Origin of the sequence: Sphingomonas sp. Leaf230, assembly GCF_001421745.1 — a bacterium.
GTDB lineage: Bacteria > Pseudomonadota > Alphaproteobacteria > Sphingomonadales > Sphingomonadaceae > Sphingomonas.
This window is the reverse complement of the sequence record NZ_LMKW01000001.1, coordinates 575,570-600,806: the sequence shown is the minus strand read 5'-3', so window position 1 is coordinate 600,806 and position 25,237 is coordinate 575,570. Positions and strand designations below refer to the sequence as shown.

Genomic DNA, 25,237 nt, shown 5'->3' with positions numbered 1-25,237 from the left:
GGGGGAGGAACACACAACAGCGGTTTCCCTTACCTCCCCCTCCGTCTGGCAAGTGCGAGCCACCTCCCCCTTGCGGGGGAGGATTGATGGCACCCTACCCGATCAGCGGAACTTGCCGCTGAGCGAGACGCCGATGATCCGCGGTTCGTTGAATACCGCCGCCATGTAGTTCTCGATCACGCCCTTGAGGTTCTTCTCGCCGGTGATGTTGCGGGCGAACACAGCCAACTCATAGGCGTCGTCCGGTGCGGCATAACCGATCTTCAGGCCGCCCTCGAAGTTTCCGTTCGCGGTGAACTCCTTGGTCTTGTAGAGCACGAACTGCGTGTACCCCTGGATGTTGAAGTCACCCGCGATGAACGCGCGACCGCCGTTGCCGAGCGGCTGATCGTAGCGCGCGGTGAGGTCGACATTGTATTCCGGCGCATTCGGCAGCGGCTCGCCGTCGATCTTGACCAAGTACGTCGTCCCGAAAGCGCCGGGAACCGCGCGGACGGGCGCCGAGGGCGTGCAGACCACGAGGTTGTTGAGCGCGCAGATCTGCACCTCGGTCGTCTTGTCGCGGATCGCGCTGTGCAACAGGCTAAGGCCGGCGCCCAGCGTGAGGTTCGGTACCGGCTTCCAATTGGCCTCGGCTTCCATGCCGTACGCCTCGGCCTTGTTGCCGTTGAACAGGATGCCGTTGCCGTTGACGTCGTTGCCGTTCAGCTGGATATCGTTGACGCGGTAGCCGAACACCGTGGCGTTGAGCGTCAGCGTATTGTCGAGCAGGCGCGTCTTGATCCCCGTCTCCCACGACAGGATCGTCTCCGAGTTCGCGGTCGAGAAGTCGGAGTTGAACACCGCCGAACGACCCTGGATCGTTGGTCCGCGGAAGCCCTGGGCGACGCGCGAATACAGGCTGATGTCGGGGCTCGCCTGATACAGGATGCTCGCATCCCAGCTCGGCTTGGTCGACTTCAGCGTGACGTCGCGGCGGAAGTTGGTCGGATACTGATTGACGCCAGCCGCATTCTGAACGGTCTTCAGCAGTTGCGTACGCTTCTTGTCCTCGGTGATGCGCCCGCCAAGCGTCACCGTCAGCTTGTCCATCAGCTCGTAGCTGACCTGGCCGAAGCCCGCCCACGAGGTGTTGACGTCATGCAACCGCACCCAGTTGTTGGGATTGCGCGCCGCCGTCGTCAGGAAGAACGTCCGCTGGTAGAAATCGGTGATGTCGCGGTTGTCGAAGTACAGGCCACCGAGCTGCCAGTTGAAGCGGCCACCGGGGGTGCCGGCAACGCGCACTTCCTGCGACCATTGATCCAGATCGCGGATCTGGCCCTGCGACTGACCGAAGCCGTTGGCGACGCCGCGGACCGGGAAGTTCGCGCCCGCACCACCATCGGTATCGCCGCGGCTGAACCCGGACGTGGTCTCGTATGCGGTGATCGAGGTCAGCGTGGCCGGACCGAAGTCATACGACGCACGCGCCGAGCCGCCATAGGTGTTGTAGCTCTGCGGGTTGTCGTTACCCTCGTCGAGCGACACGGTGTTGCGCGGCTCGGCGGAGACGTCGTTCGAACCCTTCTTGAGCGCGCCGCGATGGAACAACGTCGAGGTGCCGTCATACCAGCGCGCGTGGCCCGACAGGTCGAGGGTGAAGCGTTCGCCCGGTGTCAGCGCAAGCTGCACGCGGACGTTGCGATCGTCGAAGCCGCCCATGGCGTCCTTGCGCGGCGTCGCGGTGCTGTCCTGGCTTACACCGGCATAGGCGTTGTCGATATAATTCGAGCGGTGCTGGAGCAGCGTCGACAGGCGGATCGAGAGGAGGTCCTTGATCAACGGACCACCGACGCCCGCATCGAGGCTGACGCTGCCATAGCTGCCGACCGAGGCCGAGGCGCGGCTCTCGAAATCGTTGGTCGGCTTGTTCGTGTCGAACTTGATGATGCCGGCGGTGGTGTTGCGGCCGAACAGCGAGCCCTGCGGACCGCGCAGGACTTCGACTTGGCGGACGTCGAACACCGGGTTCGACTTCAGCACGACATGCTCGAGGATCACGTCGTCCTGGATGATCGTGACCGGCTGCGACGCGCCGAGGTAGAAATCGATGTTGCCGAGGCCGCGGATGTAGAAGCGCGGGAAGATACGGCCGGTCGTCGATTCGACGTACAGGCCGGGGACGCGGCCCGACAGCGCGAGCAGCGTGTCGTCGCCGCCGGCGGTGTAGGCGCGCAGTGCATCGCCCGACGCGACGCCGACCGAGAGCGGCACCTTCTGGAGGTTTTCCGAACGGCGCTCGGCGGTGACGACGATGTCGTCCAAGCCTTCCTCGGGAGCGGCCTGCCCAGCCTGAACCTGATCCTGGACCGGCGCGGCCTGTGCGAACGCAGCCGAGCCACCCACAACCGAACCAAACGCGACGCCGAGCATCAACGCCGACTTAACGACCGAAATCTTCAAGATGATATTCCCCAATAGTGCGGCGGCGTCCCTGACGACCGGCCGCACATCCCAATACGCAACGTCGCTCCGCGCCATCCACCGCCCTCCCCGGACGGCCCGACGACGCCTCGCGACGCTCACTCCCCGGTTGGGCGGTTAGGCGGGGATTGTGTTGGTATGATGACAGTTGGTTACGGAGATTACGGGTAATCGCGACGCGCATGTACGACGTTGATGACCTCGATCGTGTCCGAGACGATACGATAAATCAAAAGATAATTGGGATGCACGACAGCTTCGCGCGTACCGTCAGCCCTGCCCGGCCGATACATGAACGGATGATCGGCAAGACGATCGGCGCATGCCTCGATCAATGTCGATAGGCGTGACGCAGCGCTCGGATTCCGATCGGCGATATACTCTAGAATAGTAGTGGCATCCTTAACCGCCTTGGGCGCCAGATCAGCTTCAGCGATCTCCGCCTGACCGATCGATGGACGACACAACCAATCTCATGGCAGCAATAGCATCTTCGTGGGCGATAAATGGACGAGGGTCCGCCAAAGATCGTGCGACCTTTCCGCGCAGCCAGCGATCATAGGCTTCCGCGGAGATCGGCGATCCCGACTCCAGGGGTTTGGATGAGACTCGCGTCATCTAGCGAGCTTAGGCCTGCCACGACGGATTGCAACGTGGTCGCGCCGCGGCAAAGCCGCGTCGTCGGACGACACGACCGAGGACGAGCTCGGCCGGTCGCCGTCCGGCTTGGCGCTAGCCTCAGCTAAAGCGCTGCGCCGCTTAGCCTTGGGCGCCTACGCGTCGTCGCCCATCCTCAGCGCTGCGATGAACGCCTCCTGCGGGATGCTGACCGAGCCATACTCGCGCATCTTCAGTTTGCCCTTCTTCTGCTTCTCCAGAAGCTTCTTCTTGCGGCTCGCGTCGCCGCCATAGCATTTGGCGGTCACGTCCTTGCGCATCGCGCTGATCGTCTCGCGCGCGATCACCTTGCCGCCGATCGCTGCCTGGATCGGGATCTTGAACAGATGGCGCGGGATCAGTTCCTTGAGCCGCTCGACCATGCCGCGGCCGCGCACTTCGGCGGTGCCGCGGTGGACGATCATGCTCAGCGCGTCGACCGGCTCCTCGTTGACGAGGATCCCCATCTTGACGAGATCGCCCTCGCGGTAGCCGATCTGGTGATAATCGAAGCTCGCATAGCCCTTCGACATCGACTTCAGCCGATCGTAAAAGTCGAACACGACCTCGTTCAGCGGCAGCTCGTAGGTCGCCTGCGCGCGGCCGCCGACATAAGTCAGGTTCTTCTGGATGCCGCGGCGGTCCTGACAGAGCTTGAGGACGCTACCGAGATACTCGTCGGGGACGTAGATCGTCGCCTCGATCCACGGCTCGCTGATCGTCGCGATCTTGTTCGGCTCGGGCATGTCGGCGGGGTTGTGCAGCTCGATATGCGTCGTACCGGACGGATCGGGGTGAGTCAGCTCAATCTCGTACACGACCGACGGTGCGGTGGTGATGAGGTCGAGATCGTATTCGCGCGTAAGCCGCTCCTGGATGATCTCCAGATGGAGCAGCCCGAGGAACCCGCAGCGGAAGCCGAAGCCGAGTGCCGCCGACGTTTCCATCTCGAACGAGAAGCTCGCATCGTTCAACCGCAGCTTCGAAATGCTCTCGCGCAGCTTCTCGAACTCGGCGGCATCGACCGGGAACATCCCGCAGAACACGACTGGCTGGACTTCCTTGAAGCCCGCGAGCGCTTCCAGCGCAGGCCGCTTAGCATCGGTGATCGTGTCGCCGACGCGCGTCTGCGCGACCTCTTTGATCTGCGCGGTGATGAAGCCCATTTCGCCGGTGCCGAGCTCGGTCAGCTGCTCGATCTTCGGACGGAAACAGCCGACCCGGTCGACCAGATGCATCGTCCCCGTCTGCATGAACTTGATCTGCTGACCCTTTTTCAGGACGCCGTCGATCACGCGGACGAGGATGACGACGCCGAGATACGGATCGTACCAGCTGTCGACCAGCATCGCCTTCAGCGGCGCCTCCGGGTCGCCGCTGGGTGGCGGGATCTTGGTGACGATCGCCTCGAGGATCTCGACGATGCCGATCCCCGACTTGGCCGACGCCAGCACCGCCTCGGACGCGTCGATGCCGATCACGTCCTCGATTTCCTTGCGCACCTTCTCGGGTTCGGCGGCGGGCAAATCGATCTTGTTGATCACCGGCACGATCTCGTGGTCATGCTCGATCGACTGGTAGACGTTGGCGAGCGTCTGCGCCTCGACGCCCTGCGCGGCATCGACCACCAGCAGCGCGCCTTCGCACGCGGCGAGGCTGCGGCTCACTTCATAGGCAAAGTCGACATGGCCCGGCGTGTCCATCAGGTTGAGGACGTAGTCGAGGCCGTCCTTCGCGTGATACGCAAGGCGCACGGTCTGCGCCTTGATCGTGATCCCGCGCTCCTTCTCGATGTCCATGTTGTCGAGCACCTGCTCGGACATTTCGCGCGCGGTCAGGCCACCAGTTTCCTGGATCAGCCGGTCGGCGAGCGTCGACTTGCCATGGTCGATATGGGCGATGATGGAAAAATTGCGGATGCGGTCGAGCGGAGTCATGGCGCGCTCCTAGCAGCGACACCGCGTGCGCGATAGATCGCGGACACACTCCATAATTGTCTTGAACGTTCGGGATGTCGCGGCTAGGGCGCTCACCGGCAATGTTGTCGGGGCGTGGCGCAGTCTGGTAGCGCACTGGTCTCGGGGTCCAGGGGTCGTAGGTTCGAATCCTATCGCCCCGACCATTGCCGATTTTACGGGGTGAGTTTGCCCCCTCCCCGAACCCAAACTCTCCGTGATGATGTAAGCGCTCACCGCCCAGCGGGCCGCCCTGCTGCCGAGTCAAACTCAGCGCTCTAGAACGCGTTGGCGATCCGCTTCTGCATCGACCGAACCGGACTCACGATCACTTCCGGCATATCCTGCGCCTCATCCATCAGGGCCACGCGCCGATGCAGATCGGTGCTCGCCCCGATCATCTCACGCGCCCGCGTCGGCAGCATCGCGAGCAGCGCGGCGTCAGTGACCGGCGCATCGCCCAGCCGCCGCGAGGGATCGAGCGCGTCCCGGGGCCGTAGCTCCCCCGCCTGGACCGCGCGTTGCGTCAGCAGCCACGCGATGACGTGCATCAGCCGCGTCGTCACCTTGAGCGATTCGCAGCTGAAACTGACCCGGATCAGCGGATCGAGCGCTTCACGTTCGACCCGGCCGGCTTCGTCGAAATAGGTCCGCGCCTCGTCGGCCAGTAGCATCGCTTCGCTATACAAAGCGTCGATCAGGCGGCGCTGCATCCGCGATTCATATCCGGCGTGGGTCATCGATTGGACAAATGGCACACCGACCAGACGTCATCCAGAGAGGTTAACGACACGCTAACCATCACCTGTCCCAAAATGCGCCAGTACGTGCGCGTTCCAGTTTAGGACGTTGCAATCACGCGATAATATCCGGGATCAGCAGGTCTTCCAGCGAGGCAATTTCGTCCCGAAGCCGCAATTTGCGCTTCTTAAGCCGCGCCATCTGCAACTGATCGGGCGTCGACGCCAGCGCGAGGGCGGCGATCGCGTCGTCGAGATCGCGATGCTCGATCCGCAATGAATCAAGTCGAACTCTGGTCTGCGCGTCGTCCACTCGTCCCCCGATGGCTGCCGTCGTATCCGGTGCCCTTAGCAAACGCAGCGCAGTGCGCGAGTGCGAAACCGTCCCTGCAAGGCGGACCGAGGTCGAAAACGTACTTCACGACGAATTGCGACCTCGCCGCGCACGTTCGGTCCGTCGCGCCAAATCGTTCGACCAATCGATTTGGCTCGTTTCCGATGAAGACATTTCGATGACGGAGTGGTTTACTCAGTTCCCCAACCCGAATGCAGGAGGCATCCCACCGTGCAGACGACTCATCAGACAGCCCTGGAAACCAAGCATGCCGTGCTGGAGCAGCGGATCGCCGACGAAACGCACCGTCCGCTACCCGACGCGAACCTGTTGGCGAGCCTGAAGAAGCAGAAGCTGCGACTGAAGGAAGAGATCGTCAGCGTATAACGGTCGCCGATACTGCTCCCCGGGTAAATCCGGGGAGCCACTTGCCGGAGTTACAGTGGCTTCGGATTGCGCAAGGCGTACGCGCTGTCCGACGCCTTGACGGTATAGGACGGCGACAAGGGCTTGGTCCCACCGGGAGATTTGCGCACGAGCAGCGGATCGATCGGCGAGTCGAGCGATATGCCCATCCGCCCCTCGGTGCACCACGCAACCGTGCCCGCAACTTCGCCGATCCCGCGCAGCGTTACCGTGACCGGCGTACCGACATCGACGACCTTGGCGAGCTCGGCCATCAAACCCGTCTCGGACAGATTGCGGACCCGCGCCTCGCGGGCAGTCGTCTCGTCGCCGATCCGCACCTGCGCGACCAGCAGCAAGCTGTCCCGCTCACGCTGTCGGCGGTTCTCGTTGCCGCCGGGCGACCCGGTGTCGATGCTCATGCCGCGACCGATTTTACCATGATCGAACACAGCTTTCTCTTCCCCGTCGGTGGGCGCGATCAATCCTCGCGCGACACCTTCTCGTTACGCTCGTGCCGTTCCTGCGCCTCGACCGTCATCGTCGCGATCGGTCGTGCCTCAAGCCGCGCCAGGCTGATAGGCTCGCCGGTGACTTCGCAATAGCCATATTCGCCTTCGTCGATCCGCCGGATCGCGGCTTCGATCTTGGAGACGAGTTTGCGCTGACGGTCGCGCGTGCGAAGTTCGATCGACCAGTCGGTTTCGCTCGACGCACGATCGGTGAGATCCGCCTCACGCAGCGAATCGACCTGCAATTGCGAAAGCGTTTCCTGCGACTCCCGAAGGATCGATTCCTTCCATTCCTGAAGCTTGCGGCGAAAATACGCCTGCTGCTTCAAGCTCATGAACGGCTCGTCCGCGTCTGGACGATAACCATCCTCACCGCTGTCGTTGGCGGCCTCTCGACTGGAATTCCCGGTATCGTCCACACGATTCATTACGGTCGCCATACCACTCTCCCTCTGGCCCCGTCGCATCAGCCTCGCTGATTTCCAAGGACCGCCCCCAAATGGTGAAAGCGCCTATAGTCTCACGGACATGGGACCACAAGCGACAGCGCTTGCGCATTCTGCCCCGAAACCGACATTTTATTGCGGCGCCCGGATTGCGGATGTCGCGTCAGCGTTTTTCGGCACGGGACGGGTTCGCGGCATGCCTGGGCTATACTTTGTCCCAGCGCGGCACGTTAACGATGACGCACTGGTTTCCGCATAAGTAAATCCTCGTTTAACCATCCGGAATGTGGTTAAGCCACTTGCGCTTAACGCTTTGTTTTGCAGTTAGTCGGATAGCAGTTCCGAATACTGCGTACGGGGATCCGGCAACACGAGGGTGCCGGCAACGAAAGAGTGACGATATGTCGGTGAGGATGGCCCTGGCGAAATTGTGCGCGTGCGCGTGCGGTGGCGCTTTGATCGGCGGCGGCGCGGTGCATATTGCCGAGCGCCCGCAGCGAACCGCCAATACCAAGCGAGTCCTCGTCAAGCGAGTCGCGCGGCCACAGATCGCCGCCGTGACCCGGCCGCGCGTCCGCCGCGTGGTCACCACGACTCGCCAGACGTGCGCGCCAACCGTTGTAACGGTCGCGAACGCAGCGCCCGTCCCGGTTCCGGTCGGCACCGGTTACATTGGCGGCGGCGGCGCGGGTCCGGACCCGATAGCGGTTGGCGGCAGCGGCGGGTTCTTCGGTACGCCCGGCGGATTCGGCGGCGGGTTCGGTGGTGGCTTTGGCGGCGGCTTCGGTGGCAGCGGCGGATCGAGCGGGAGCATCGTCATCTCCTCGACGTCGAGCGGCGGATCGACTTCGACCGGTGGATCGTCGACCAGCAGCGGCGGGTCTTCGACATCGAGCGGCGGGTCGTCGACCTCAAGCGGCGCGTCTTCGACATCGAGCGGCGGGTCGTCGACCAGCACGGGTGGCGCGACCATTTCCAGCACCTCGTCGACCGGTGGCTCAAGCGGCAATGTTTCGTCCGCATCGGGAGGCTCGAGCGGCAACGTCTCTTCGGCCTCGGGCGGATCGAGCGGCGATGTGTCGTCCTCGACCAGCAGCGCATCGTCGGCGTCGTCCGCCTCCTCCGCGTCCTCGGCCAGCAGCGGTAGTTCGTCGGGGTATGGGTCGAGCAGCAAGGGTTGGGGATCGAGCGGCGGCTGGAACTCGACCGGCGGCTGGAGCTCGAACGGATCGTCCGGCAGTTCCGCATCGTCGGGTAGCAGCGGTTCGTCCGCCAGCGGATCGAGCGCCAGCAGTGCCAGCAGCGCGTCGAGCGCGAGCAGCGCAAGTTCGAGCGGCAGCACGGGGTCGAGCGGTGGTCCGCCGGCACCCGTTCCCGCTCCGCCGATGGTGTTGCTGTTCGGTGCGGCAGCGGCGGCGCTCGTCGCGCGCAAGCGTTTCGCCAAAACGAAGGCAGTTGCAGCTTAAGCGCTCAAACTTCACATAGAAAAGGCCCCGCCGGAGATCCTCCGACGGGGCCTTTTTCTTACCCGTCGATCAGGCGTTCATGAGGGCCTTCTCGATGTCCTTGATCGGGTGCCCGGTCAGGTCCTTGTCGAGTTCGCCCTTAAGGCGGCTGGTGACTTCCTTGTGGTAATGCTTGCGTAGTTCGCCGAGCGTCTTCGGCGGTGCGATCACGATCAACGAGTCATACTTGTTCTTCAGCGCGCCGGTCTTGAGGAATTCCGCGGCGTCGGCGGCAAAGCGGTCTTCCTCGATCTGGTGGAAGTCGGTCGGCTCGACCGAACTCTGCACACCGCCCTGTGGCGACGAGGCGCGGCCTGCTGAATCCGTTGCCTGGTCACGCGTCGCCGGATTGTCCTGCTCCTGCGCTTTCTCGACGACGAGATTGGGGAACTCGGCGTCCCCCTCGTTGCGCAGGAACAGCATTTTCCGGCCGTCCGCGACGAGCACGACGGAGTTGTGGGGAAGATGCATGCGTGTCTCTCCTTTTCGCTATGCGTATGCGGGGTGAACGCGCCGCGTACCGGGGAGGTTGCGCCGCCTTGCGTACGCCCCCGCCGGTCGGCATAGCCCGGCCATGCACGACATACGCCTGATCCGCGACGATCCCGCCGCCTTCGACGCCGCCCTCGCCAAGCGGGGTGTCGCACCGCAGTCCGCCTCGCTGGTGACGCTCGACGAGCAGCGCCGCGCGACGATCGCGGACTCGCAGAGCGCGCAGACCCGCCGCAACGAACTCTCGAAGGCGATCGGCCAAGCCAAGGCACAGAAGGACGAGGCCAAGGCGCAGGCTTTGATGGCTGAAGTCGCGAGCCTGAAGGAGGCGCTGCCCGCGCTGGAAGCCGACGAAGCGCGGCTTGGTAGCGAACTCCAAGCCATGCTTGCCGCGATCCCCAACCTTCCCGCGACCGACGTGCCCGAGGGCGGCGGTGAGGACGACAACGCGCTCGTCCACACGCGTGGCACGCCAACGACGTTCGCCTTCGCGGCGCGCGAGCATGACGCGATCGGTCCTGCGATCGGCCTCGACTTCGAGACCGGTGCGGCGATGTCCGGGGCGCGCTTCACGTTGGTCCGCGGGCCTGCCGCCAAGCTGCAACGCGCGCTCGGCCAGTTCATGCTCGATCATGTCGCCGAGGCTGGCTTCGAGCAGGTCTCTCCGCCGTTGCTGGTCCGTGACGAGGCCGTGTTCGGCACCGGCCAGTTGCCAAAATTCTCGGAAGACTTGTTCCGGACCACCGACGGCCGCTGGCTGATCCCGACCGCGGAGGTGAGCCTCACCAACATAGTTCGCGAACAGATTCTGAGCGAAGCCGAACTTCCACTGCGCTTCACCGCGCTGACGCCGTGCTTTCGTTCCGAGGCAGGCGCTGCGGGTCGCGATACGCGCGGCTATATCCGCCAGCATCAGTTCGACAAGGTCGAGATGGTCTCGATCGTTACCCCCGACATGTCCGAGGCCGAGCATGAGCGCATGACGGCGTGCGCGGAGGGCGTGCTCGACGCGTTGCAGCTACCGTTCAGGCGGATGCTCCTATGCACCGGCGATATGGGCTTCACCGCGGCACGCACCTACGATCTCGAAGTCTGGCTGCCGGGCCAGGCGCGCTATCGCGAGATCAGCAGCGTCTCGACCTGCACCGATTTCCAGGCGCGGCGGATGAACGCGCGCTATCGGCCCGAGGGCGAGAAGGGCACGCGATTCGTCCACACGCTCAACGGCTCTGCGCTCGCGGTCGGGCGGACGCTCGTCGCGGTGCTGGAGAATTATCAGCAGGAAGATGGCTCGGTCGCGGTGCCGACGGTGCTCCAGCCGTATCTCGGCGGGCTGACCGTCCTGGAGCCTAAGCGCTGATGCGGATCCTGCTGACAAACGACGATGGTTATCACGCGCCCGGCCTGAAGGTGCTTGAGACGATCGCCCGGACCTTGTCCGACGATATCTGGGTGGTCGCACCCGCCGAGGAACAGTCGGGCGCCGGGCATTCGCTGACGCTGTCGCGGCCGATCCGCGTGCGGAAACACGGCGAGAAGCGGTATGCCGTCGCGGGCACGCCGACCGATGCGGTGATGATGGCGCTTGCCAAGATCATGAAGGATTGCCCGCCCGACCTGATCCTGTCGGGCGTCAACCGGGGCGCGAACCTGGCTGAGGACGTGACCTATTCGGGCACCGTCTCGGCAGCGATGGAGGGCGCGTTGGGCGGCATCCGGTCGATTGCGCTGAGCCAGATCTACAGCCGCGAGGGCATGGGCGACAGCGTCCCGTTCGAGGCCGCCGCGGCTTGGGGCGAACGCGTGTTGCGGCCACTGGTCGACGCACCGTTGGCCCCGCGCACGCTGGTCAACATCAACTTTCCCGCCGGCCCCGCCGATGCGGTGAAGGGCGTGCGCGTCGTCGGCCAGGGTTTCCGCGACTATGGCCGATTGCAGATCGTCAGCAACACCGATCCGCGCGGCTACGAATATCACTGGTTCGCGCTTGGCCGAACCGTCGAGACGCCGGCGCCCTCGACCGACCTTGAAGCGACCGCGGCGGGGTACGTCTCGGTCACGCCGCTGCATCTCGACCTGACCCATTTCGAGTCGATGGACATGCTGACGCAGGCCTATCGTTGATGCGGCGTGCGGGCGTCCTGGTTACGCTGGCGACGCTCGCGCTGACCGCGTGCATTCCGCACGTCGATCACCCCGCCGGCTACGGTAATCCGCCACGGCGTCCGTACCGCGATCCGCCGCCCCGCCGCGACGATCCGCCGCGTCCCCGTGACGATTCGCCGCGGGAGGATACGCCGCGTGACGACCGGCAGCCGCAGGACATCCCCGGACGTGACATGGGCGAGGTCACCACCCTGCCCGCCCCGCGCCCCGCCTGGGAGGCGCGGCCGGTCAGCGCGGATGCGAAGACGATCCCTGACACGACCTATGTGGTCCGCCCCGGCGATACGTTAAGCCGCGTGGTCGATCGCAGCGGTGCGAGCCTCGAAGCGATCGCGCGCGCGAACGACCTCGAATCGCCCTATTCGATCCAAGCCGGCCAGCGGTTGCAGATTCCCGGCGGCCGCTATCACCAGGTCCGACGCGGCGAGACGGGCATCGCGATCGCCCGCGCGTACGGCGTCGAATGGTCGCGGATCGTGGCTGCCAACGCGCTCGTCGAGCCCTACGTGCTGCGCGCCGACCAGCGGATCCAGATTCCCGGCGAGCCGAGCGGCGGCACCGCGAGCGCCTCCGAACGGGCGCAGGCGTTCACGCTCGACATCGACGACATCCTGACCGGCGGTGAACCCGCCCTCGCCAGCAACCAGGCGCCGGCAAGACCGATCGCGACACCGCGCCGCGTGCTGCCCTCGAACGCCGTCGTCACCGCGCCGGCGCGACTCGCAAGCGGCGGGTTCCTCTGGCCGGTCGACGGCAAGGTCGTGAAACGCTTCGGCCACGGCGCCAGCGGCGAACGCAACGACGGCATCAAGATCGCCGTACCGGTCTCGACGCCGATCCATGCGGCCGCGGACGGCGTCGTCGCCTATGTCGGCGACGGCATTGCTGCGCTGGGCGGGCTGGTCATCATTAAGCACGGCGGCGGCTGGACGAGCGTCTATGGCCACGCGTCCAAGCTGCTCGTGCAACGCGGCCAGAGCGTGAAGCGTGGCCAGACGATCGCGCTGTCGGGCGACACCGGGTTTGCCGATCGCCCAGAACTGCACTTCGAACTGCGCAAGGGGCGCACCCCCGTCCTCCCGCTTGCGGGAGGGGTCGGGGGAGGGCATGGGGGCAAGCAGGCCCCTCCCCTAACCCCTCCCGCAAGCGGAAGGGGAACGAGACGCACCATGACCTACCAGTCCGACCTGCTCACCACGCTGACCTCGCGCGGCTATGTCCACCAGATGACCGATGCCGCCGCGCTCGATGCGCTCGCCGGCAAACAGGTGGTACCCGGCTATATCGGCTTCGATCCGACCGCGCCGTCGCTCCACGTCGGCAGCCTAGTCCAGATCATGCTGCTCCGCCGGCTTCAGCAAACCGGCCACAAGCCGATCGTCCTGATGGGCGGCGGCACCGGCAAGATCGGCGACCCGAGCTTCAAAGACGAAGCGCGGAAGCTGCTAGGCGAGGACGGGATCAAGGCCAACGTCGCGTCGATCCGTCGCATCTTCGAGCGCTTCCTGACGTTCGGGGATGGTCCGACCGACGCGATCATGCTCGACAATGCGGAGTGGCTCGATGCGCTCGAATACATCCCGTTCCTGCGCGATGTCGGCCAGCACTTCTCGGTCAACCGGATGCTCGCCTTCGACTCGGTCAAGCTCCGCCTCGACCGCGAACAGTCGCTGAGCTTCCTCGAATTCAACTACATGATCCTCCAGGCGTACGACTTCCTCGAACTATCGCGCCGCGCCGAATGCCGGTTGCAGATGGGCGGCTCGGACCAGTGGGGCAACATCGTCAACGGCATCGAACTTGCGCGTCGCATGGATTCGACCGAGGTCTACGGCGTGACCACCCCGCTCATCACGACCGCGGATGGCGGCAAGATGGGCAAGACGATGTCCGGCGCGGTCTGGCTGCACGAGGACCAGTTGCCGCACTTCGATTACTGGCAGTTCTGGCGCAACACCGACGACCGCGACGTCGGCCGCTTCCTGAAGCTATTCACCGACCTCCCGCTCGACGAGATCGCGCGTCTCGAAGCGCTCGAAGGCGCGGAGATCAATGCCGCCAAGATTGTTCTCGCCAACGAGGCGACCGCGATGTGCCGCGGTCGCGATGCTGCCGAACAGGCCGCCGAGACTGCGCGGAAGACGTTCGAGGAGGGCGCTTCTGGCGACTCGCTGCCGAGCTACGCCGTTTCCGGTGGCTCGATCGGTGTCGTCGAGGCGCTGGTCGGACTAGGCTTCGTCGCCTCCAACGGCGAGGCCCGCCGGAAGATCGCCGAGGGCGCGGTGCGTGTCGATGGCGAGGCCGTCCGCGAGCCGACCACGAGCATCGACGTCGCGTCGCCCGTCCGGCTCAGCCTCGGCAAAAAACGACATGGGATGCTAACCCCCTCGTAATAGAGGCATTCTCGTTTCGAAGAACGTCGCGTTAAGCATCACCGTTCGTATCGGGTTCACGCCGCACGCCGTACACAGGCGGGATGGTTATTCCAGGGGAGCGATCGATGCCACGTTATGCAATGGCCGTTCGCGATGCGCGCGGCGAGCCGCGCGACGAAGTGATGCACCGCACGCATGCGCTTGATGGCGACGATCGCATGGTGAAGCTAGTGTTGGTCAACATGTCCGCCAACGGCCTGATGGCACGGTGCGACGGCGATCCGGCCGCGGGCGATCGATTGCGGATTCGCTTGCCGATTTTCGGCTATGTCGACGCGGTCGTACGCTGGTCGCTCGGCGGTCGGATCGGCTGCGAGCTCGAACGGACGATCCCGCTCGCCGAATATTACACCATGCTCACGGTGATGATCCGCAACAGCTGACGGCTCAGCCGGAGCGAAGCAGCGCCACGCCTGCATCGCGATCGAACAGGTATAGGGCTGTCCTCGCCGCCTGACCTCGCGGCCCCTCCAGTCCGCCATCGCGATCGATCAGCAGGCGCGCGTCGTCGTGCGCGCATTGCAGCAAGTCGGCCATCATATCCGGCGTTGCCAGACGGAACGCCATTTCGCCCGACTGCTTGGTACCGAGCAGTTCGCCCGCGCCGCGAAGGCGAAGATCCTCCTCGGCGATGCGGAAGCCGTCGTTGGTCTCGCGCATCAGCGCAAGGCGCGCGCGCGACGTCTCGCTCAGCGACGATCCGCGCATCAGCAGGCAGATTGATCGTCCGGTGCCGCGCCCTACCCGTCCGCGGAGCTGGTGGAGTTGCGCGAGGCCGAAGCGGTCGGCGTGCTCGATCACGATTAGCGTGGCGTTGGGGACGTCGACGCCGACCTCGATCACCGTCGTCGCGACGAGGACCGACGTGTGCGCGGCGGAGAACTCCGCCATCACCGCATCCTTCTCCGCCGGCTTCATGCGGCCGTGGACAAGCGCGACCTTGTCGCCGAAGCGGGCGCGCAACGTTTCCGCGCGCATTTCGGCGGCAGCGAGGTCGCTCTTCTCGCTCTCCTCGACCAGCGGGCACACCCAGTATGCCTGCCCGCCATCCGCGAGATGCCGGCCGAGTGCGTTGACCACGTCGTCGAGCCGGTCCTCCGAGATCACGCGCGTTTCGATCGGCTGGCGGCCCGGCGGCATCTCGTCGAGGCGGCTGATATCCATTTCGCCGTATTGCGCGAGCGTCAGCGTGCGCGGGATCGGCGTCGCGGTCATCGCGAGCAGATGCGGCGGCGCGACACCCTTGGCCTGCAACGTCATGCGTTGCGCGACGCCGAAGCGGTGCTGCTCGTCCACCACGACGAGCCCCAGGTCCTTGTACCCGACCGCATCCTGGAAGATCGCGTGCGTGCCGACGAGGATGTCGATCTCGCCACTCGCCAGCGCCATCAGTGTCGCCTCGCGCACGCGCCCCTTGTCGCGGCCGGTGAGCACGCCGATCTCGATAGGGAGCCCGGCAAGTGTCTTTCTCAGCGTCTCGTAATGCTGGCGCGCGAGGATCTCGGTCGGCGCGAGCATCGCCGCCTGCGCGCCCGCCTCGACCGCGATCAGCATCGCCATCGCCGCGACCAGCGTCTTGCCCGAGCCCACATCGCCTTGCAGCAGCCGGAGCATCGGCGCGGTCTGCGCCAAATCGCCCTCGATCTCGCCGACAGTCCGCGATTGCGCGCCGGTCAGCGTGTACGGCAGCTTCAGCATATCGCGCAGCCGGCCGTCGCCCTGCAACGCACGCCCCCGGCGCTTGCGGGTATCCGCGCGGACGATCGTCATCGCGAGCTGGTTCGCGAACACCTCGTCATAGGCGAGCCGTTCGCGCGCCTTTGCGTCCGACGGGTCGGCGTGGATGCGCTCCAGCGATTCGTGCCAGCCCGGCCATTCGCGTTTCGCCTTCAGGCCCGGCTCGATCCACTCGGGCAGGTCCGGCGCGCGCGCGACCGCCTGCGCGGTCAGCGCCGCCAGTCGCCGCGACGTGAGGCCTTCCGACAGCGGATAGATCGGTTCGCGCTCGCGCAACTCCTCGTCGGGTTCGACGATGTCGGGATGGACGATCTGCAATTCCTGGCCGTATTCGTCGAGCCGCCCCGAAATCCGCTTGGCCTCGCCGATCGGCAGCAGCTTCTTCGCCCACCCGGAACTCCCGCCGAAGAAGACCAGGCTGACGTAATTGCCAAGCTCGTCGGTCGCCTGCACCCGCGTAGGCCCCCGCCCCGCACTGATCCTGTAGTCGCGCGGAGTCAGCGTGATCGTGATGATTCGCCCGGCATCGCTCGACATCAGCTCGGTGCGCGGCAAGCGATCGACGTAGCCGGTCGGCAGATGGAAGGCGACATCAACGACGCGAGCGAGCCCTAGCCGGTCGAGCGGCTTGGCGAGCGCGGGCCCTACCCCTTTCAGGACGAGGGTTTCGGCGAACAGCGGATTGAGGATTTCGGGTCGCATGACTATCTGGCCTCTATAGCCTAGCCGACGCCCGCCGCCAGCGGTCGCTGGCCTATCCGCGTTGGAGATACGATGGACCACGAGACCCGCCTCAAGCGCCTAGGCTTCCGCAGCTCGCACCGCGGCACGCGCGAGGCCGACATGATGATCGGTGGCTTCTTCGCGACCTATGGCCGGACCTGGACGCCGGAAGAGCTCGACTGGTTCGAGGCGCTGCTGGAGGAACAGGACGTCGACATCATGGGCTGGGCGATCGGCTCGATCGTCTGCCCACCCGAATGGGACGGGCCGATGATGCAGGCGATGCGCGACATCAACTACGTGACGGTCGTGAAGTAAGTACCTCCCTCTCCCCTTCGGGGAGAGGGTCGGGGTGAGGGGCAGCCAAGCAGTGCAGTGCCCGGAACAGCCCCTCACCCAACCCTCTCCCCAGCGGGGAGAGGGCTTTAGGAAAACAATGCCAGACCTCAAGACGATCCTTTCCGCGACTAGCCCGCTGATCCTGTCCGGCGTGCCGTCCGGCTTCCAGCCGTCGCTGCTCGCCGATCTCGCGCGCGCCGCGAAGACGCGCGCGGTGTTCATCGCGCCGGACGACGCGGCGATGCGAGCGGTTGCCTCGACCGCGGCGTATTTCGCGCCCGATCTCGAAGTGCTGAGTTTCCCCGCCTGGGACTGCCTCCCCTACGACCGCGCCTCGCCGACGCTACGCATCATGGCCGAGCGTGTCGCCGCGCTCCAACGCCTGCAAGGCAAACCCAAGGGTCCGCAGCTCCTGCTGACCACCGCGAACGCCGCGACGCAGCGCGTCCTCACGCCGTTCCGCATCCGCCAGCTCGTCGCGCGTCTGGCGCCCGGCGAACGGATCGGCCGCGACAAACTCGCCATGTTGCTCCAGGCGAACGGCTATGTCCGCACCGACACCGTCCACGACCAGGGCGAGTATGCGGTGCGCGGCGGGATCGTCGATCTCTACCCGTCCGGCGAAGATCATGCACTGCGCCTCGACTTCTTCGGCGACGAGATCGAGAGCGTCCGCACGTTCGACGCCGCCGACCAGCGCACGACCGGCCGGATCGACGGCTTCGTCCTGCTCCCCGCCTCCGAAGCACTGCTCGACGAGGACTCGATCAAGCGCTTCCGTACGCGCTACCGCGACGCGTTCGGCGCGACCGCGACCGGCGACCCGATGTACCAGGCGATCTCCGAAGGCCGCCGCATCGCGGGCATGGAGCATTGGCTGCCGCTGTTCGAGGAGAAGATGGCGACGTTGTTCGACCATCTCGGCGCCGACGACGTGGTGGTCCGCGACAACGGCGTCGCCGCGGCGGTCGAAAGCCGGCTCGAATCGATCGCCGACTATTACGAGAACCGCAAGCGCGCCGAGGCGGCCCAGCCCGGCAGCTACCGCCCGATGCCTGCCAAGGCGCTGTATCTCGATGCGCAGGAATGGTCCGGCGGCGTCGAGGCGTTCGCCGCGCACATCACCTCGCCGTTCCACGAACCGCCGAGCGACACGGTGCTCGACTTCGACGTCGACGGCCCGCGCGATTTCGGCCCAGAGCGCGCGGCGCAGACGAACATCTACGAAGCCGTCGCGGATCATGTCGAGAAATTGCGCAAGCAGGGCCGGAAACCGATCCTCGCCAGCTACTCGATCGGCGCACGCGAACGCCTGGGGAGCCTGCTCGCCGACCACGGCATGAAAGGCGGCAAGCACGCCGAGACTTGGCAGGAGGCGCTCGGCATCGCCGACACCGCGCGCAGCTTCGGCGTCGCGCTGATCGTCCTGCCGCTCGACCACGGCTTCACGGCGCCGGGGATCGCGGTCCTCACCGAGCAGGACATGCTCGGTGACCGCCTCGTCCACCGCAAGAAGCGCAAGAAGTCCGCCGACGCGTTCCTAGCCGAACTGGCCACGCTGACGCCGGGCGACCTCGTCGTCCACACCGAGCACGGCATCGGGCGGTACGAGGGCCTGACCTCGATCCCGGTTGGCCAGAGCCCGCACGACTGCGTCGCGCTGAGCTATGCCGGCGGCGACAAATTGTACGTGCCGGTCGAGAATATCGACGTCCTCTCGCGCTACGGCTCGTCCGAGGAAGGCGCGACGCTCGACCGTCTCGGCGGCGAAGGCTGGCAGCGCCGGAAATCGAAGATGAAGGAGCGGATCCGCGAGATCGCCGGCGAACTGATCGCGACCGCCGCCGAACGCGCGCTGCATCCGGGCGACGTGCTCGAACCCGATGCGAGCGGCTATCCGAGCTTCGTCGATCGCTTCCCGTACGAGGAAACCGAGGATCAGGACCGCGCGATCGAGGACGTGCTCGGCGATCTCGCCGCGGGCAAACCGATGGACCGACTGGTGGTCGGCGACGTCGGCTTCGGCAAGACCGAGGTCGCGCTGCGCGCCGCATTCATCGCGGCGATGGGCGGCAAGCAGGTCGCGATCGTCTGCCCGACGACGTTGCTCGCGCGCCAGCACTACAACAACTTCGTCGCCCGCTTCGAAGGCTTCCCGATGAACATGGGCCGGTTGTCGCGCCTAGTCACCGCGAGTGAGGCGAAGGCGACCAAGGAAGGGCTGGCGAACGGCACGATCGACGTCGTCATCGGCACCCACGCGCTGCTGGCGAAGAATATCGACTTCAAGCGGCTCGGGCTGGTGGTGGTCGACGAGGAGCAGCGCTTCGGCGTGACGCACAAGGAGCGGCTGAAGGCGCTGCGGGCGGACGTCCACATGCTAACGCTGACCGCGACGCCGATCCCGCGCACGCTGCAGATGGCGATGTCGGGCATCCGCGAGCTGTCGGTGATCCAGACCCCGCCGGTCGATCGCCTTGCGGTGCGGACGTACATCATGCCGTTCGATCCGGTCGTGCTGCGCGAGGCGTTGCTGCGCGAGCATTATCGTGGCGGGCAAAGCTTCGTCGTCACGCCGCGCGTCGCGGACCTGCCCGAGATCGAGGACTTCCTGCGCGAGCAGGTACCCGAAATCCGCTTCGTCGTGGCGCACGGCCAGATGTCGCCGACCGAGGTCGAGGAGCGCATGTCGGCGTTCTACGACAAAAAGTTCGAAGTGCTCGTCTCGACCACGATCATCGAGAGCGGGATCGACATCGCGTCCGCCAACACGATGATCGTCCACCGCGCCGACCGCTTCGGTCTCGCGCAATTGTATCAGCTGCGTGGGCGTGTCGGCCGATCGAAGACGCGGGCGTATGCGTATCTCGTGACGCCACCCGAGCGGCAGATGACCGTTACCGCAGAAAAGCGCCTCAAGGTGCTGTCCGATCTCGACTCACTGGGCGCCGGCTTCCAGCTGGCAAGCCACGATCTCGATATCCGCGGCGCGGGCAACATGCTTGGCGACGAGCAGACCGGGCACATCAAGGAAGTCGGGTTCGAACTCTACCAGGCGATGCTGGAAGAGGCGATCATGGATGCCAAGGCCGGCGGCATGACCTCGTCGCGGCCGCGCGATTTCTCACCGCAGATCACGGTCGACGCGCCGATCCTCATCCCCGAGGACTACGTACCCGATCTCGACCTGCGGATGGGGCTGTATCGTCGCCTCAACGATCTCGACGAGGGCCAGGAGATCGAGGCGTTCGCGGCCGAGATGATCGATCGCTTCGGCCCGCTGCCGGATGCGACCGAGAATCTGATCAAGGTCATCGAGATCAAGCTGAACGCCAAGCGCGCGTGCGTATCGAAGATCGACGTCGGGCCGAAGGGCGTGCTGGTGTCGTTCCACGACGACAAGCCGCCGAACATCGACAAGCTGCTGGCGTATGTCGAGCGCTTGAACGGCGTCGCGCGGTTGCGGCCAGACAGCAAGCTGGTGCTGCAGCGGGCCTGGGGCGATCCGAAGGCGCGGCTGCATGGGGCGTTGCAGCTGTCGAAGGGGCTGGCGAAGGCGGCTTCTTAAAAGCCCTCTCCCCTTCGGGGAGAGGGTTGGGTGAGGGGCACCGCGAGCGTTACCCTCTGCAACAGCCCCTCACCCGGGCCCCCTCCCCGCAGGGGAGAGGGAGCAGCGCCATGAAAAAGGCCGGACTACCCTGGGGTAGTCCGGCCTTTTTACCGTCTCGAAGGTAACGCTTACTTCGGCAGCACGACACTCGGTCCGATGCTGTCGACCACCTTGCGTGCGTCAAACGCCCGAATGTTGTCGCGCGGGATCGGGCCCTTGCGCATCACGATCTCGGCCGTTGCCTCATAGCGATCGATCGTACGGATATCGAAGTCGTTGCCCCATGGGCCACCGCCGAAACCGCCATAGCCGCCGCCGAAACCACCACCGAAGCCGCCATAGGGGCTCCAGTTGCGCCAGCCGAAGCCGCGGCCGTAATAGCGCCACGACGGCCCCCAATAGCCGCCGAAGCCGCCATAGCCGAACCCGCCACCGATCCCCGGCGTCGAGTAGGTCCGCGACTGAAGGTTGGTGTCGCGGTCGGCCATCAGGTAATAGTCGTAGCCATTCTGCAACGTCAGCTCGGCGGCGCGGAAGAACAGGTAACGCTCGACCGTATCGCGCGACGTGACGCTGTTGCCGGCAAAGCTGACGAGGAAGCGACCCGGCTCTACCTGCCGGTCGCTGTAGCCGGTGCGGCTGAACCCCTGGCCCGTCGCCGGCCGATAGGTGGTCTCGGTCGCGCAACCGGCCAGCAATAGAGCGCCCGTTGCGAGCGCTGCCAATGCGACCTTGCGACCAGGTTTCATGAACATGGTATGTCTCCGTTCGCGGCGAGTGCGGCGAAACGCCTCTTATTAGCCGTCAGTGGTGGAACGGTTGATGAACGGGTTCGCTCCAATGCGCCACCTTGCTGACTCATTTTTCACGTTTCGTCTAAACGCCGATCAAGTGCAGCGCCAATGTGCGGCGATGCGGGCGGCGGCGATGCTCGAAGAGGTAGATGCCCTGCCATGTGCCGAGCGCGAGTCGGCCGTCGATCAGCGGGATCGCCAGCTGGACCTGCGTGAGCGCGGTGCGGAGGTGGGCTGGCATGTCGTCAGGGCCTTCATCGTCGTGGAGATACTCTCGCGATTCGGGCGCTATGCGGGCGAAATAGGCTTCCAGGTCGGTCCGGACTTCGGGCGCGGCGTTTTCCTGGATGAGGAGAGAGGCGGAGGTGTGGCGGCAGAATACCGTCAGCAAACCTTCCGTCATTTGCTGTTCGCGGAGCCAGCGGACGATCTGGTCGGTGACATCAACGAGGCCTTGGCGGGTTGTGTTAAAGGTTAGGATAGTGGTGGATTGGCGCATGGGGTCCTAACAATCTGTCAGCAGAGTGGCTCCGAAATCCTTTCCTCGGCGAACAACCGTTCCCCCGCGAAGGCGGGGGTCCAGGGGTCCCACACGCCATCGCTGGTAGCCTGGACTCCCGCCTTCGCGGGAGAACGGAGGGGGCGACCCGCATCCTATTTCACCACCCCGGCGGAGGCCGGGGCCCAATTGGGAAACGTCGCTAACGACGGACGCGCTTCGTTACTTCGACCTCACCAATTGGGCCCCGGCCTTCGCCGGGGTGGTAAAGCCTCGAAAGCTCAGTCGCTCAAACAGCCCCGTGGCACTGCTTGTACTTACGCCCCGACCCGCAAGGGCACGGCGCATTGCGGCTGACCACACCCTCCCAGTTCGCAGGATCCTCGCCGATATCGGCCTCCTGCGGCTGAGGGATCTGCAACGGCGGCATCGTCGAGGTGATGTGGCCGCGCGTCCCCGCATCAAAATCGTTCGAATCATCCTCGCCCGTGAACGGGTCGAAATGCGTCGTGATGAAGTCCGGCAGCTCAGGCAGCCCGACCGGCGCCTGCATCTGGAACTGGGCATGCGCGATCGTCTTGGTCACGTCCTCGCGGATCGTCTCGAGCATCCGCTGGAACAGCGAGAACGCCTCCTGCTTATACTCGTTGATCGGCGTCTTCTGCGCATACGCGCGAAGATGGACGACTTGGCGCAGCGCGTCGAGCGTCGCGAGATGCTCCTTCCAGTGATGGTCGAGGTTCTGCAACAGGATCGACTTCTCGACCGACGTCCAGGTCTCCGCATCGAGATCCGCCGACTTCTGCGCGATCGCCTCGTCCGCCATCGCGCGAACGCGCTCCTCGATCACCTCGGGGTCGACCGACTCTTCGAGCAGCCAGGCGTCGATCGGCGGCTCGAGGTTCATCACCTCGGCAAGCCGCGTCTTCATGCCGGCAACGTCCCACTGCTCGGGATAGGAGTTGGGCGGGCACGCATCGCCGACGATCACGTTGACCGTTTCAGCACGCATGTCGGTCACCACGTCGCCGACCGTATCGGCATCCATGATGTCGGCACGCTGCTCGTAGATCACTTTCCGCTGCTCGTTCATCACGTCATCATATTCGACGACCTGCTTGCGGATGTCGTAGTTGCGCGCCTCGACCTTCTTCTGCGCGGTTTCGATCGCCTTCGACAACCACTTGCTGCCGATCGCCTCGCCGTCCTCGATGTTGTTGCGCATCATCTTGGCGAACAGCGTGTCCGGCCCGAAGATGCGCAGCAGATCGTCGTCGAGGCTGAGATAGAAGCGCGACAGACCCGGATCTCCCTGACGCCCCGAACGCCCGCGCAGCTGGTTGTCGATACGTCGGCTTTCGTGCCGCTCGGTGCCGAGCACGAACAGGCCGCCCGCGGCGAGCACCGCCTGCTTCTCCGCCTCGATCTCGATCGTGATCCGCGCCGCCGCCTCGTCATATTCGGGCGTTCCTTCGACCAGCGCCGGATGCTCGTCTAGCATACGGAATTCGAGGTTGCCGCCGAGTTTGATGTCGGTGCCGCGGCCCGCCATGTTGGTCGCGATCGTCACCGCGGACTTGCGCCCGGCCTGTGCGACGATGTGCGCCTCCATCTCGTGGAAGCGCGCGTTGAGCACCTTGTGATCGACGTTCTCGCCGACCAGGAACTCGCTGAGCATCTCGGACTTCTCGATCGACACGGTGCCGACCAGCACCGGCTGGCCGAGGTCCGCGTGATGCTTGATCTTCTTGGCGATCGCCGCGAACTTGTCCTTGGTGTCCTTGTAGAACTCGTCTTCCTCGTCGACGCGCTTCACCTCGACGTTGGTCGGGATGCTGACGACGTTGATCTTGTAGATGTCGTAGAACTCGGCCGCCTCGGTCGCCGCGGTGCCGGTCATGCCGCCGATCTTGGGGTACATGCGGAAGTAATTCTGGAACGTGATCGAGGCCATCGTCTGGTTCTCGGGCTCGATCTGGACGCCTTCCTTGGCCTCAACCGCCTGGTGCAGGCCGTCCGACCAACGCCGGCCATCCATCATGCGGCCGGTGAACTCGTCGATGATGATGACCTTGCCGTCCTTGACGATGTAGTCGATATCCGACTTGAACATCACGATCGCGCGCAGTGCCTGGTTGAGGTGATGCACGACCTGCGTGTTCTCGAAGTCGTACAGGTTCTGCCCCTCGAGCAGCCCCGCCGCCTCGAGCATCCGCTCGACCTTCTCGGTACCGTCTTCCGTGAGGATGATCGTCTTCTGCTTCTCGTCCTTGTCGTAGTCGATCGGATCGAGCTGCTTCACGACCGCATCGACCTGCATGTACAGCTCGGATTTGTCGTCGGTCGGGCCGGAGATGATCAGCGGCGTGCGGGCTTCGTCGATCAGCACCGAATCGACCTCGTCGACTACCGCGAAGTTGAACGCGCGCTGCGTCATCGCGCTGCGCTCGTACTTCATGTTGTCGCGGAGATAGTCGAACCCGAACTCGTTGTTCGTGCCGTAGGTGATGTCGGCTGCGTACGCAGCGCGGCGTTCCTCGTCCGACAGGTTGGGAATGATGACGCCGATCGTCATGCCGAGGAAGGTGTAGACCTGCCCCATCCACTCCGCATCGCGCGCCGCGAGGTAGTCGTTGACGGTGACGACGTGGACGCCATCACCAGGGAGCGCGTTAAGGTAGGTCGCGAGCGTAGCGACGAGCGTCTTGCCCTCGCCCGTGCGCATCTCGGCGATCTCGCCGCGGTGGAGGACGATGCCGCCGACCATCTGCACGTCGTAATGGCGCTGGCCGAGCACGCGGTGCGCCGCTTCACGGACGGTCGCGAATGCCTCGGGAAGCAGGTCGTCGAGCTTCTCGCCCTCTGCGAGCCGCGCGCGGAACTTCACGGTCTGCGCGGAGAGTTCCTCGTCCGACATCGCCTGGAGCGACGGCTCGAACGAGGCGATCTTGGCGAGAATCGGGTTGAGCGACTTGACGTAGCGGTCGTTGGACGAACCGAACAAGGATTTGGCGAGGCCACCGAACATGGGCTGATTTCCTGAATTTGAGACGCGGCGGCACACGGTGGGCGCACGCGGAAGCGGATCGCTCGGATCCAAAGGTTACGATAAGGTCACACCAAGACGCTATTCGCGGCGGCGCTCTGCCCATAGCGGTAGCGAGACGATTGCTATCGTACGCAGCGTGGTGGCGACGGCAACCTGCGGCAGCACGGGAAGGCCAGATACGGGCCTTATCAAGACCTTGGCCGGCGTTGCTGCTATCGACTGCGAGCAGACGTTGCCTTGCACCACTGCTTGGGCGGACTGCCCACGCATACCCGGCACCGCACCGGTCAGCGCGGAGAGCAGGGCAGAGAGGAGTAGCAGCAGGTTCATGCGGGACCGGCTTTATGCGAACACGTCGTCAAGGTCCATCCGT

22 protein-coding genes, 1 tRNA gene and 1 pseudogene are annotated in these 25,237 nt (G+C 65.0%); 9 read left to right on the top strand and 15 right to left on the bottom strand.

Going from position 1 to position 25,237, the window contains the following annotated elements:
- Window positions 1-102: 102 nt before the first annotated feature.
- The 4 genes from ASE82_RS02715 to lepA form a co-directional block, all read right to left on the bottom strand.
- On the bottom strand, window positions 103-2,415 hold the full coding sequence (locus ASE82_RS02715; RefSeq protein WP_156348759.1) for a TonB-dependent receptor: 2,313 nt from the start codon (window positions 2,413-2,415) through the stop codon (window positions 103-105).
- Window positions 2,416-2,627: 212 nt separating this feature from the next.
- Window positions 2,628-2,933, bottom strand: a complete 306-nt coding sequence (locus tag ASE82_RS02710; RefSeq protein ID WP_235524462.1) for a type II toxin-antitoxin system RelE/ParE family toxin — start codon at window positions 2,931-2,933, stop codon at window positions 2,628-2,630.
- Entirely contained in the window at window positions 2,896-3,084 is a 189-nt protein-coding gene (relB, locus tag ASE82_RS20310) for a type II toxin-antitoxin system RelB family antitoxin (protein WP_335337794.1), read from the bottom strand. The genes ASE82_RS02710 and relB overlap by 38 nt, the downstream gene beginning before the upstream one ends.
- Before the next feature lie 155 nt (window positions 3,085-3,239).
- Window positions 3,240-5,060, bottom strand: coding sequence for a translation elongation factor 4 (lepA, locus tag ASE82_RS02705; RefSeq protein WP_056049136.1), 1,821 nt, complete (start codon window positions 5,058-5,060; stop codon window positions 3,240-3,242).
- A 108-nt stretch (window positions 5,061-5,168) separates the two neighbouring features.
- Between lepA and ASE82_RS02700 the strand changes: the two genes are divergently transcribed.
- Window positions 5,169-5,245, top strand: a tRNA-Pro gene (locus ASE82_RS02700).
- Window positions 5,246-5,356: 111 nt separating this feature from the next.
- On the opposite strand, the gene ASE82_RS02695 is transcribed toward ASE82_RS02700, so the two are convergent.
- Together ASE82_RS02695 and ASE82_RS02690 are read right to left on the bottom strand one after the other, a co-directional pair.
- Window positions 5,357-5,791 (bottom strand): DUF1465 family protein, encoded by a 435-nt coding sequence (locus tag ASE82_RS02695; RefSeq protein WP_156348728.1) that lies wholly within the window; start codon window positions 5,789-5,791, stop codon window positions 5,357-5,359.
- A gap of 142 nt (window positions 5,792-5,933) precedes the next feature.
- Window positions 5,934-6,131, bottom strand: coding sequence for a DUF465 domain-containing protein (locus ASE82_RS02690; RefSeq protein WP_056058507.1), 198 nt, complete (start codon window positions 6,129-6,131; stop codon window positions 5,934-5,936).
- Window positions 6,132-6,383: 252 nt separating this feature from the next.
- Here ASE82_RS02690 and ASE82_RS18715 point away from each other — a divergent pair, with 252 nt between their 5' ends.
- Window positions 6,384-6,539, top strand: coding sequence for a YdcH family protein (locus tag ASE82_RS18715; RefSeq protein WP_082441033.1), 156 nt, complete (start codon window positions 6,384-6,386; stop codon window positions 6,537-6,539).
- A 50-nt stretch (window positions 6,540-6,589) separates the two neighbouring features.
- Here ASE82_RS18715 and ASE82_RS02685 read toward each other — a convergent pair whose 3' ends face one another.
- The 4 genes from ASE82_RS02685 to ASE82_RS02670 form a co-directional block, all read right to left on the bottom strand.
- Window positions 6,590-6,979 (bottom strand): PilZ domain-containing protein, encoded by a 390-nt coding sequence (locus tag ASE82_RS02685; protein WP_056059568.1) that lies wholly within the window; start codon window positions 6,977-6,979, stop codon window positions 6,590-6,592.
- A 59-nt stretch (window positions 6,980-7,038) separates the two neighbouring features.
- Complete coding sequence (gene dksA, locus ASE82_RS02680; RefSeq protein ID WP_056058504.1) at window positions 7,039-7,509, bottom strand: RNA polymerase-binding protein DksA; 471 nt, start codon at window positions 7,507-7,509, stop codon at window positions 7,039-7,041.
- 673 nt (window positions 7,510-8,182) lie between these two features.
- Window positions 8,183-8,947 (bottom strand): hypothetical protein, encoded by a 765-nt coding sequence (locus ASE82_RS02675; RefSeq protein WP_235524460.1) that lies wholly within the window; start codon window positions 8,945-8,947, stop codon window positions 8,183-8,185.
- 103 nt (window positions 8,948-9,050) lie between these two features.
- Window positions 9,051-9,491 carry a host attachment family protein gene (locus ASE82_RS02670; RefSeq protein WP_056058501.1) on the bottom strand — a complete coding sequence of 147 codons (441 nt, stop codon included), beginning with the start codon at window positions 9,489-9,491 and terminating at the stop codon, window positions 9,051-9,053.
- 103 nt (window positions 9,492-9,594) lie between these two features.
- On the opposite strand from ASE82_RS02670, the gene serS reads away from it, so the two are divergent.
- The 5 genes and pseudogenes from serS to ASE82_RS02650 all read left to right on the top strand — a co-directional run bounded on the left by serS (window position 9,595) and on the right by ASE82_RS02650 (window position 14,496).
- A complete protein-coding gene (gene serS / locus ASE82_RS02665; RefSeq protein WP_056058497.1) occupies window positions 9,595-10,872 on the top strand; it encodes a serine--tRNA ligase in 1,278 nt (425 codons plus the stop codon).
- Complete coding sequence (surE, locus tag ASE82_RS02660; protein WP_056058493.1) at window positions 10,872-11,636, top strand: 5'/3'-nucleotidase SurE; 765 nt, start codon at window positions 10,872-10,874, stop codon at window positions 11,634-11,636. The genes serS and surE overlap by 1 nt, the downstream gene beginning before the upstream one ends.
- Window positions 11,636-12,700: pseudogene (locus tag ASE82_RS19775) on the top strand (LysM peptidoglycan-binding domain-containing protein); the annotation flags it as partial. The gene surE and the pseudogene ASE82_RS19775, both read left to right, overlap by 1 nt.
- A gap of 147 nt (window positions 12,701-12,847) precedes the next feature.
- Window positions 12,848-14,071 (top strand): tyrosine--tRNA ligase, encoded by a 1,224-nt coding sequence (gene tyrS / locus ASE82_RS19770; protein ID WP_056059564.1) that lies wholly within the window; start codon window positions 12,848-12,850, stop codon window positions 14,069-14,071.
- Window positions 14,072-14,178: 107 nt separating this feature from the next.
- Complete coding sequence (locus tag ASE82_RS02650) at window positions 14,179-14,496, top strand: PilZ domain-containing protein (RefSeq protein WP_056058490.1); 318 nt, start codon at window positions 14,179-14,181, stop codon at window positions 14,494-14,496.
- A 4-nt stretch (window positions 14,497-14,500) separates the two neighbouring features.
- Here ASE82_RS02650 and recG read toward each other — a convergent pair whose 3' ends face one another.
- Complete coding sequence (recG, locus tag ASE82_RS02645) at window positions 14,501-16,552, bottom strand: ATP-dependent DNA helicase RecG (protein WP_056058487.1); 2,052 nt, start codon at window positions 16,550-16,552, stop codon at window positions 14,501-14,503.
- A gap of 72 nt (window positions 16,553-16,624) precedes the next feature.
- Here recG and ASE82_RS02640 point away from each other — a divergent pair, with 72 nt between their 5' ends.
- The gene (locus ASE82_RS02640; protein WP_056048683.1) at window positions 16,625-16,891 is read left to right on the top strand and encodes an FAD assembly factor SdhE; all 267 of its coding nucleotides are present in this window, start codon (window positions 16,625-16,627) and stop codon (window positions 16,889-16,891) included.
- A 118-nt stretch (window positions 16,892-17,009) separates the two neighbouring features.
- Window positions 17,010-20,480 carry a transcription-repair coupling factor gene (gene mfd, locus ASE82_RS02635; RefSeq protein ID WP_056058484.1) on the top strand — a complete coding sequence of 1,157 codons (3,471 nt, stop codon included), beginning with the start codon at window positions 17,010-17,012 and terminating at the stop codon, window positions 20,478-20,480.
- A 170-nt stretch (window positions 20,481-20,650) separates the two neighbouring features.
- On the opposite strand, the gene ASE82_RS02630 is transcribed toward mfd, so the two are convergent.
- The 4 genes from ASE82_RS02630 to ASE82_RS19220 form a co-directional block, all read right to left on the bottom strand.
- Entirely contained in the window at window positions 20,651-21,271 is a 621-nt protein-coding gene (locus tag ASE82_RS02630) for a CC0125/CC1285 family lipoprotein (RefSeq protein ID WP_056059563.1), read from the bottom strand.
- Between the two features lie 127 nt (window positions 21,272-21,398).
- Complete coding sequence (locus ASE82_RS02625) at window positions 21,399-21,815, bottom strand: secondary thiamine-phosphate synthase enzyme YjbQ (protein WP_056058482.1); 417 nt, start codon at window positions 21,813-21,815, stop codon at window positions 21,399-21,401.
- A 289-nt stretch (window positions 21,816-22,104) separates the two neighbouring features.
- Complete coding sequence (secA, locus tag ASE82_RS02620; RefSeq protein WP_056058480.1) at window positions 22,105-24,843, bottom strand: preprotein translocase subunit SecA; 2,739 nt, start codon at window positions 24,841-24,843, stop codon at window positions 22,105-22,107.
- Window positions 24,844-24,942: 99 nt separating this feature from the next.
- Window positions 24,943-25,194 (bottom strand): hypothetical protein, encoded by a 252-nt coding sequence (locus ASE82_RS19220; protein ID WP_156348727.1) that lies wholly within the window; start codon window positions 25,192-25,194, stop codon window positions 24,943-24,945.
- Window positions 25,195-25,237 lie beyond the last annotated feature (43 nt).